This window comes from Acinetobacter sp. Root1280, from assembly GCF_001425285.1.
In the GTDB taxonomy this organism is placed as follows: Bacteria; Pseudomonadota; Gammaproteobacteria; order Pseudomonadales; family Moraxellaceae; genus Acinetobacter; species Acinetobacter guillouiae.
The window spans coordinates 65,420-75,583 of sequence record NZ_LMED01000013.1 but is presented as its reverse complement, the minus strand read 5'-3'; the positions used below and the strand labels follow the sequence as shown (position 1 = coordinate 75,583).

General features: G+C 40.7%; 6 protein-coding genes and 2 pseudogenes. 4 read left to right on the top strand and 4 right to left on the bottom strand.

Annotation, left to right across the window (positions count from 1 at the left end; translation table 11 throughout):
- The 4 genes and pseudogenes from ASC84_RS23300 to ASC84_RS13225 form a co-directional block, all read left to right on the top strand.
- Nucleotides 1-780 (top strand): annotated as a pseudogene (locus ASC84_RS23300) (acetyl-CoA C-acyltransferase); the annotation flags it as partial.
- Nucleotide 781: 1 nt separating this feature from the next.
- Nucleotides 782-1,237 (top strand): annotated as a pseudogene (locus ASC84_RS23295) (acetyl-CoA C-acyltransferase); the annotation flags it as partial.
- 10 nt (nt 1,238-1,247) lie between these two features.
- Nucleotides 1,248-2,045, top strand: coding sequence for a 3-oxoadipate enol-lactonase (gene pcaD / locus ASC84_RS13230; RefSeq protein WP_056515430.1), 798 nt, complete (start codon nt 1,248-1,250; stop codon nt 2,043-2,045).
- Between the two features lie 274 nt (nt 2,046-2,319).
- Entirely contained in the window at nt 2,320-4,809 is a 2,490-nt protein-coding gene (locus ASC84_RS13225) for a penicillin acylase family protein (protein ID WP_056515427.1), read from the top strand.
- 68 nt (nt 4,810-4,877) lie between these two features.
- Here ASC84_RS13225 and ASC84_RS13220 read toward each other — a convergent pair whose 3' ends face one another.
- The 4 genes from ASC84_RS13220 to feaR form a co-directional block, all read right to left on the bottom strand.
- Nucleotides 4,878-5,807 (bottom strand): transporter, encoded by a 930-nt coding sequence (locus tag ASC84_RS13220; RefSeq protein WP_056515424.1) that lies wholly within the window; start codon nt 5,805-5,807, stop codon nt 4,878-4,880.
- A 104-nt stretch (nt 5,808-5,911) separates the two neighbouring features.
- On the bottom strand, nt 5,912-7,402 hold the full coding sequence (locus ASC84_RS13215) for an aldehyde dehydrogenase family protein (RefSeq protein WP_056515421.1): 1,491 nt from the start codon (nt 7,400-7,402) through the stop codon (nt 5,912-5,914).
- 66 nt (nt 7,403-7,468) lie between these two features.
- Nucleotides 7,469-9,070, bottom strand: coding sequence for a GMC family oxidoreductase (locus ASC84_RS13210; protein WP_056515447.1), 1,602 nt, complete (start codon nt 9,068-9,070; stop codon nt 7,469-7,471).
- Nucleotides 9,071-9,196: 126 nt separating this feature from the next.
- A complete protein-coding gene (feaR, locus tag ASC84_RS13205; RefSeq protein ID WP_056515418.1) occupies nt 9,197-10,105 on the bottom strand; it encodes a transcriptional regulator FeaR in 909 nt (302 codons plus the stop codon).
- Nucleotides 10,106-10,164: the final 59 nt, after the last annotated feature.

Sequence of the window (10,164 nt, the reverse complement as noted above, 5' to 3'; positions counted from 1 at the left end):
GATGACCTCGGTGCAATTCCAATTCAAGCATTGATACAACGTAATCCAACGGTAGATTGGCAGCAAGTCGATGATGTGATTTATGGCTGTGCCAATCAAGCCGGTGAAGACAATCGTAATGTCGGACGTATGTCAGCATTATTGGCGGGTGTGCCATACCAAGTGCCAGCAACCACTGTGAACCGTCTATGTGGATCATCACTGGATGCGATTGCCATGGCAGCTCGCGCCATTAAAGCCAATGAAGCAGATTTAATCATTGCCGGTGGTGTAGAAAGCATGAGCCGTGCGCCCTATGTGATGGGTAAGTCGGACAGTGCTTTTGGACGTAGTCAAAAGATTGAAGACACCACCATGGGCTGGCGCTTTATCAATCCAAAACTTAAAGAATTGTATGGTGTGGACAGCATGCCACAAACCGCTGAAAACGTGGCAGAACAATTCAATATTAACCGTGCGGATCAAGATCAATTTGCGCTGAATAGCCAACAACGTACTGCGGCAGCACAAGCTCAAGGCTTTTTCCAAAATGAGATTGTGCCCGTCACTATTCCACAGCGTAAAGGCGATGCTGTGCTTGTGGATACTGATGAACATCCACGTGCATCAACCACTTTAGCTGCACTGACAAAACTTAAAGGTGTGGTCAAAGCTGATGGTACGGTCACGGCGGGTAATGCCTCTGGAATTAATGATGGTGCAGCGGCGTTATTGATCGCCTCAGATGAAGCTGTAGAAAAATACCAATTAAAACCACGTGGCAAAATTATTGCAGCAACCNTCTGGAATTAATGATGGTGCAGCGGCGTTATTGATCGCCTCAGATGAAGCTGTAGAAAAATACCAATTAAAACCACGTGGCAAAATTATTGCAGCAACCACGGTGGGTGTTGAACCAAGAATTATGGGCTTTGCACCCGCGCCTGCAATCAAGAAACTGCTTAAACAAGCTGATCTTAGTTTAGCGCAAATGGATGTGATTGAACTGAATGAAGCTTTTGCTGCCCAAGCTTTGGCGGTAACCCGTGATTTAGGTTTGGCAGATGATGATGCACGCGTCAATCCCAATGGTGGCGCGATTGCTTTAGGTCATCCTTTGGGTGCATCAGGTGCCAGACTGGTGACCACTGCCTTAAATCAACTTGAACAGATCAAAGGTAAATATGCCCTATGTTCAATGTGTATTGGAGTGGGTCAAGGTATCGCGCTCATTATTCAACGTGTTGATCAAAATTAAGGAACGAGCAATGCCAACTTTTCAATCAGCGGATGCACAGATTAATTATCAAAGTTTTGGAAACCCTAACTCCCCTGCACTGGTCTTTTCAAATTCCTTAGGGACCAACTATGGCATGTGGCAAAAGCAGTTCAATTATTTTAAAGAACGTTTTTTTGTCATTTGCTATGACACCCGTGGACATGGTTCTTCATCTGCGCCACAAGGTCCTTATACCTTGCCCCAATTGGCTGAAGATGTGATTCGATTACTGGATCATTTAAATATTGAAAAAGCCAGTTTCTGTGGCATTTCTATGGGGGGGTTAACAGGTCAATGGTTAGCCATCCATTATCCACAACGATTTAATGCTGTTGTTATCAGTAATACCGCAGCAAAAATTGGACAAGAACAAGCATGGCTAGATCGTGCCCAACTTGTCCGAGAACAAGGTTTAACCAGCATCGCAGCAACCGCTGCATCACGTTGGTTTACAGATCCCTTTATCCAAAGTCATCCTGCAATTGTCAATAATCTGTGTAACGACTTAAGTGCTGGCAGCGCAATAGGTTATGCCAATTGTTGTGAGGCTTTGGCTAAAGCGGATGTCCGCAATCAACTCAAAGACATCACAATTCCAGTTTTGGTCATTGCAGGAACGCAAGACCCTGTAACTACAGTTGCAGATGGGCAATTTATGCAACAGCACATTCCGCAATCCCAACTTGTGGAAATTCAAGCATCGCATATTTCAAATATTGAATGTTCTGAAACATTCAATGCTGCACTTGAAAAATTTCTCTCAGCAATTTTTGCGACTGAACTTTGACACTTAATTTTTGAAACAGCATAAAGGGATAGAACATATCCCTTTATTTTTTGGCATTTCACCAAGACTTGATAAAGCATATTTAAAATAAAATGATGAAATAAAATTAAGTCTATTTATTTAAAAGTATAAATATATACCTACAAAGTAATAGAAAATTACATATAAAAATAACAATCATTTTATTTAATCAGGACCTGCATATCGATAAATCTGCTGTTTTTAGAAAACATCTAAAAGCATTTATTTCCCAACACTCTATTTCTCAACAATAATGAAAAGGATATTTCAATTGAAAAAAAGCCCCTCAAATAATCAACTGAGCGATAAACACCACTTAATCAAATTAGGTGTTTTAAGTTGTTTATTGCTTGCAGGATGTAGTTCATCCCCTCGTTTAGAATCAAACCCAGTGCAAAAACAGGTCACGATTCAACGTGACAATTTTGGCACACCGCATGTCTATGCCAAGGATACTTATGGTCTTTTTTATGGCTATGCTTATGCAGTCGCAACTGATCGTTTATTTCAAATGGAAATGTCAAAACGTACAGGTTTAGGCACTGTTGCTGAAGTTCTCGGCCCTGATTATCTACAATATGATATTGCAACCCATAGTCGTTTTAATCCTGAACAGATTAAACAACAAATTGCCCGACTTTCTCCTGAAGATCGTGCCATTTTCGATGGCTATGCCGCTGGTTTTAATAAGCGTGTCCAAGAGGTCTTAGCCTATCCGGAGCTGTTGCCTAAAGAATTTATTGATTATGACTTTAAACCATCGACATGGCAGCAAGAAGATATCGCAATGGTCTGGGTGGGCTTAATTCTCAATCGCTTTTTTTCAGCCAGTTCAGAAGTCTCAAATTTAGATTTACTGACTCAACTACAAAAAGAAAAAGGTCCAGAAACAGGATTAAAAGTTTATCAGCAATTACGTTGGTTAGATGATCCGAGTGCTCCTACAATTATTCAATCTAAAGCAAAACCACAAGTTTCAGCACGTCAGCAACACATGTTAAAAGGTATAGCGCCTATCTCAGACCAAGCAGCCAAAAACTATTTAGCTCAAGCACGTATAGCATTGGGTAAAAGTGTGGTTGATGGCGTCCCTACAGCCAGTAATGCCTGGGTGGTCAAAGGAGATAAAACGGTAGAAGGCCAAACGGTTTTATATAATGGCCCTCAACAAGGCTGGTACACGCCTGCCATTACTTATGCGGTTGGGTTACATGGTGCGGGCTATAATCTCACAGGAATTACCCCTGTCGGTCTACCTGCAATTCTATTTGGAACCAATGGAAAAATTGCTTGGGGTTCAACTGTCGGTTCGCTTGATACCAATGACGTCTATCAACTCAGCTTAAATCCGAGTAATCCAAAACAGTATCGTTATCAAGGCAGTTATATTCCCTTTGAACATCAACAGATCAAAATTAAAGTCCATAATCAACCAGACCACGTTTTAGATGTGTATCAAAGTAAACAAGGCTTTGTCAGCACATGGGATGAAAAAAATCATACCGCCTATGCACAAAAACGTAGCTGGGAAGGTGTAGAGATTGAAACTTTATTGGGCTGGGCCAATGCTGCAAAAGCGAGCAACTGGCAAGAATTCCTAGATCAAGCCAAACGTGTCGCGGCTTCGATTACGTGGTTTTATGCCGATACCCAAAATAATATTGGTGTCGCTGCATTGGGTCGTTTACCGATCCGCCCTGAAAACCAGCATATTCAACTGCCTGCTCAAGGTGATGGCTCAATGGAATGGCAGGGTTTCTATGATTTCTCACATAATCCCAAAGCCTATAACCCTGAAAAAGGCTATATTAGCAGTTGGAACAATAAAGCTTATGCGGATTTACGTTCCGATTCCTCCAACTTCTCTCATGTTGACCGTGTCAATGAACTGATTGAACCCCTAGAAAGTAAAGCAAAATTAAGCCAACAAGACATTTGGGATATCAATAAAATGGGCGCTTGGTCGGATCTGAATGCGCGTTATTTTATTCCCTATATGGTCAAAGCTGCGCAAAGCCCGAACGCATCACCTCTGGCAAAGAAAGTTGCCCCAATATTGGCGGGTTGGGACTTCAAACTTCGTCCTGACAGTGAGGCTAAATTCTATCAAGGCGCAGCACCTGTCATTATGCGTACATGGCTCAATCAAATGATTGAATTGGTGCTTAAACCGAATCTATCTGAAAATATTTATGCCCGTTACACAGATACCCTTTACCCAGTAAATAATGACCCACGAAGTACACAACCGGCCAATGCATCTAAACTGATCTGGAATGCGCTGCAAGGCAAACAAGCCAGTGTTGCTCAAACCGTTGATTTCTTAAAAGGACAATCAGCAGATGATGTGGTGTTAACTGCCTTGGAAAACACCTTAATTCAGCTTTCAAAACAATATCATTCAGACCAACCCAATGATTGGAAAATTCCTGTTGCCACAATGGGATTCTCCAACAAAAACTCAGTGGGTATTCCATGGGCTGATCAGGCGCATCAACAACAGCTGAGCACCTATGGGAATACAGGGAGTGCAACCTTTAGAGTGGTACTCAATCCCAATCACGTCAGCATGTGTTCAATTCTTGCACCTGGTCAAAGTGGATTTATTCATCGCAATGGAAAGACCGATGCACACTTTGCCGATCAACTCCCATTATTTGAAAACTATCAATGTAAGGATGATGCGGTAAGCCAAAAGCAAATTGATCAAGCAACACAACAAAGTATGACTTTAACTTATTAAATTTTACTCGAAACAGCCCAATATATAGATATATTGGGCTGTTTCGGTTTTAAAGCTTATCAAATCCATCATTTCTGAAAATGATGTACATACCGAAAAATCATACTGGTCCCTTGTGGTCGATTTTCTGCATCTTGTTCAAAATAAGCATTTGCAACAAGATGGTCATGGGGAGAAAAACTATACATCGCCCCTGGACCGATCGCCCAGACCTGTTCACGTCGTCCTTTGACATTTTCACCATCCACCTGTGTATCTGTGATTTGATTGAGCCAATATCCATTTATTCCTAACCGAAGCTGTGGTGTGACTGCATAACTACTTTCAAAGTTGGCATGTAATGCTTGCCCAGCCTGTATGTCTTCAGCATTCCCAAAACTATAATTTGGATCATTATTCTTAAAGTTATAAAGATAGTGTAAGCGTGTCGAAAGTGTCCATTTGGGATTCAGCCAATAGGTTGCAGCCCAGTATGGATCAAGTGACACTGCATTGGCACCAGGGTTTATATCCTTATTATGATCATATTCACCTGTAGGTAAATTGATTTGAAATTCAAAACGATGGGAAAACTTAGGCCCGTCTCGCCCCATCACTGGATCAAATTGGATAAAAGGGCCGATAATAATGTCGCCCAGTCCCCTATTTGCTTTAATGGCTTGATTATTGAGGCCATCATCCACATCTACATGTGCCAGCACAGGAATCACCATATTTAAGCCAAGATTACCACTGCCCAATTTGATATCTGACATATAACTGATTTGCTGAACAATCGATTGATAATCAATCTCTGACTGAGGGAGTGCGATTTTGTTGCCATGTGTATCGCGAATACTATCCGCGCGATAATTCTGAAAATAGGTTTGTGCATACCAACCACTACCTGCTGGAACTGCACCGTCTACAAAACTCGATAGACCTAAATTCACAGTTGGCAGATCACTGGCAAAACTTGTATGCGTAATAAAAATCAGACCCAGTATTTTCTTATTCATCTTCAATATCCTTATTGTTGAGGCAAAATCCTCCTACAGGTAGCAATTGATGCTGCTACCTTTTTCTAACTGGATTTGCCTGTTTTAAATAGCATTATGCATTTTTAATAACGGATCATCACTGACTTTAATTCAGTGTAATCCTCAATAAATGCGTCTGAAAATTCACGACCCAGACCAGACGCTTTGACACCACCAAAAGGAACGGCAGGATCAAGGAATGTGTGCATATTCACCCAGACTGAGCCTGCTTCAATTTGCGGAATGAGTCGCAAAGCTTTCGCCAAATCATTGGTCCATATACTTGCAGTTAAACCAAAACGAGAATGATTCATCATTGAAATTAACTCTTCATCACTTTCAAAAGCAATCACATCCACCACAGGTCCAAATGTTTCCTCAATAAATAATGGATCATCAATACCCCGCACTGTTAATAAAGTTGGCTCTACAAAATAGCCTGTTCCTGCAATGACTTTACCACCACAAATGATTTGATTATTTTGATGAGCAATATCCAGATAATGTTTAACCTTCTCAAAATGTGGTTTATTTGAAAGTGGACCAAATATAGAGGATTCATCCAGTGGTGAACCTATTTTAAATTGCTGAAGAGCTGCGGCTGCTTTTTGAATAAACTCTTCATATTTAGAGCGATGCACAAAAAAACGTTCTGGTGCTGCACACACTTGACCTTGATGGACAAAACTGGCTTGTAAAAGTGTTGGTAAAATTTCATCGATTTGAGTATCCGCTAAAATCGCAGCTGCATTTTTTCCGCCTAGTTCTAAGCTGACACGGGTTAAATCGTTATGCATCGCTTGTTTGCCAATCGCAATTCCTGTGGGTACAGAACCTGTAAATGAGACTTTTTTAATCTTTTTAGAGTCAATTAAATATTGGCCAGTTTCTCCTGTGCCTGTGACAATATTAATCACACCTGCGGGGATGCCTGCTTCTATTGCAAGCTCGGCTAAACGTAATAATGAAAGTGTTGTGAACTCACTAGGTTTAAGCACGATTGTACAACCCGTTGTCAATGCCGAACCAATCTTCCAACATCCGATCATCAAGGAAAAATTCCACGGCACGATTCCTGCCACAACCCCAACAGGTTGACGCACTGTATAAGCTGTATATTTTTCACCATTGGCTGAGGGAATAGAAGGTTGCATGGTTTGACCATGAATCTTGGTGGCCCAACCAGCAAAATATCTTAAAAACACGACAGTCTGAGCAACTTCTAAGTGTCGAGAAAGATTAATCAACTTGCCTGTAGTCAAAGTTTCTAGTTGTGCTAATTCCTCCGCATGCTGTTCAACCAGATCAGCAAGCTTATTCAGCTTTTGCCCACGCTCATAAGGTGATGTATTGGCCCAAGCATGTAGAAAAGCATCTTGCGCACTGTTTACAGCGGCCTCAACATCGGATTTAGTCCCAATCGTAATACTTGAAACAGGCTGTTCCGTTGCTGGGTTAATCAGCTCAATTCGAGTACGCGTTTTATCGACTTCAATATGTTGGCCATGAATAAAATGACCGTGTTGACGTTGCAAAAAAGTTTGGACACTCGCTAAAATTTGTACTTGGTTCATCTTGTTATCCTGTGTTCTATATAGAAATCTTGGCAATTTAGGTTCAGCAATCTCTATGAGATTTAGTTATGCATTTAGAATAAAGTCAGCACCGCGCTCACCAATCATGATGGCAATGGCGTTGGTATTTCCACTTGGTACTTGTGGGCAAATGGAACAGTCAATCACGCGTAAATTTTGAAAACCATACACTTTAAGGGTTTGGTCAGTAACGGAGTCTTGTGAAGAATTGCCCATTTTACAGCTGCCTGCGGGATGGTAGACCGTTTTAATATTTTGACGCATCCACAGATCAATCGCAGCAATGTCATCGGGATCGATATTTGCTGGTTCAATAATATCTTTGACTATAGATTTTAATGCAGGCTGTTGTAGTAAACGCAGCCCTGCCTGAACCGCGCGAATATTGGCATCAATATCTTCTTGATGACCTAAATAGTTTGGATCAATGATCGGCAAAGCATTTGGGTCTTTACTGCTTAAACGTAAACTGCCTCGTGCTTTGGGTTGTACATGTCCAACCTTAATGGTGAGACCATGTTCTTGTGCCACTGCTTTTTCACCTGGCGTATTATCAAAATTATCCAGTACTGGCAAGAAATGGAACTGTACATCAGGTCGGCCATGGTTATTGGTATCAATAAAGCCACCGCCTTCTAAAATATTAGACGTTAATAAACCAGAACGGGTAAAGCGCCATTGTAAAAAGTGCCGTAGTGCTTTTAAACCTTGATCTTCCCCAAGCAAGCTATTCTTGGTTTTAACAGTTGCATTCACTGACATATGTAAATGATCATGAAAATTCTCACCCACAGGTAAGTCTTGAATACATTCAATGCCCAGTTCATTTAAATGCTGTTTTGGACCAATACCTGAGAGTAATAAAACTTTTGGACTACCAATTGCACCCGCACTGACAATAATTTCTTTGCTTGCGTGCACAGTAACAGTGGGTTTTCCAGCAATGCTATAGGTTACACCTGTCGCCCGACCAGCATGTGTTTCGATTTTATGAACCAGTGCATCGGTCACCACAGTAATATCTGCAAGATGTTCAACCGCTTTTAAATAGGTCTTTGCAGTGCTGGCTCTTTCACCATGCAGGGTTGTGGTTTGATAAAAGCCGACACCCGCTTGATCCCATCCATTGAGATCATTGACATATTTCATCCCCATTTGCTGACCTGCTTGAATACAGGCAAGTGTTAAAGGATGACGATAACGATTTTCACTGACAGGCAAAATACCCTCTTGTCCGTGATACTCATCCGCAAGGCTTTCATTTTTTTCAGCTTTTTTAAAAAATGGAAGCACCTTTTGATAAGACCAATTGTTGCAGCCCCATTCAGATGCCCATAGATCATAATCCTGACGTTGTCCACGACAGTACACCATGCCATTGACAGAGCTCCCTCCGCCAAGGACTTTTCCTTGTGCAAGAATCATTTCACGATGATTACAATGTTTTTGTGGAACCGTCATATACGGCCATGATTTTTGTTGAAATACTTTGATCACTGTTGCAGGGATCGTATGGAACATACTATTGTCCTTCGTCCCCGCCTCTAAAACCAGCACTCGTCCTGCATTTGCTTGTAACAATCGTGCTGCGACCACACAGCCTGCCGACCCTGCCCCAATAATAATATAGTCATATTCTGCTTGCATCATGCTTGCCTACTCATCCAATTCCTTGAATAAGATTTCATCATGATTACAGCGGATGTTCTTGTTTAAACGTGACTCAATTTATGCAAAATTGTGACATTGACAGCAGATCTAAAAATTCATCGACTACACTTTTAAGCGATATTGTTTCGGTGAAAGCCCGATCATCTTACGGAATAATTTTGAGAAATGAGCACTGTCACCAAATCCCCACTTCAAAGCAATTTCAGTAATCGACAGACTTTTATTTTTGCCATCTTTTAATTCATACTGAATTTTTTCGATACGATGCATTTGAATAAACTTGTGTACAGATTGCTGTTGATGTTCAAATAATCGGTGTAAATGCCGAAGTGAAATCCCTAAGTGATTTGCGATCATTTGTGCATTTAAACTTTGCTGATTGAGATGTTCAAAAATAAATCGCTCTGCTTTTATTTTGAGATGACTGGAAATTTCAATATTTTTATAGTTAATTGTCGGTTTGATTAAAGCAATCAAGGCATCTTCAAAAGCATTGCCATCCTCTTTTGCATACCAAAGTTCAATATTTTCAGGTGATAGATTTTGCAACATACCTTTCAGCAAATGCCCACTCATATTGGAAGTGTTTAATTTGCCAAAATGATCAACTGTAATGCCTTGCTTGAATAATTTCTCACGCGATAAATGCACTGAAACATGACTAAATAAACCTTGTGGATACATATCAATCGTTTCATCAGGATCAAGTAAGGTAATCTCTCCTTCATTTAAATCAATATTTTGCTCTTTATAAACAATCCGCATCTTGCCTGTGTACTGAATTACCAAAAAACAGAAACGATCTTTCACTCGATCAGGCATACCACTTTTTCTGCAAATATGACTGGCATTACTTTTTATAAAAGCAACCTCTGTCTCACCCAATAGGAAGAACTTTACTTCACCAATAAATAAATTATTTTGTTTATCAAAGGTCGTTTCAAAATCACCACAAACCTTTTGAATAGATTGCTTCCACTGCACAATTTCATTTTCTTTAGCTTGATTCATATCCATTCCCCTTGGACAGATCGATTCAATAATTTGAGTAGCTTTGCTTTGTCTTTTCC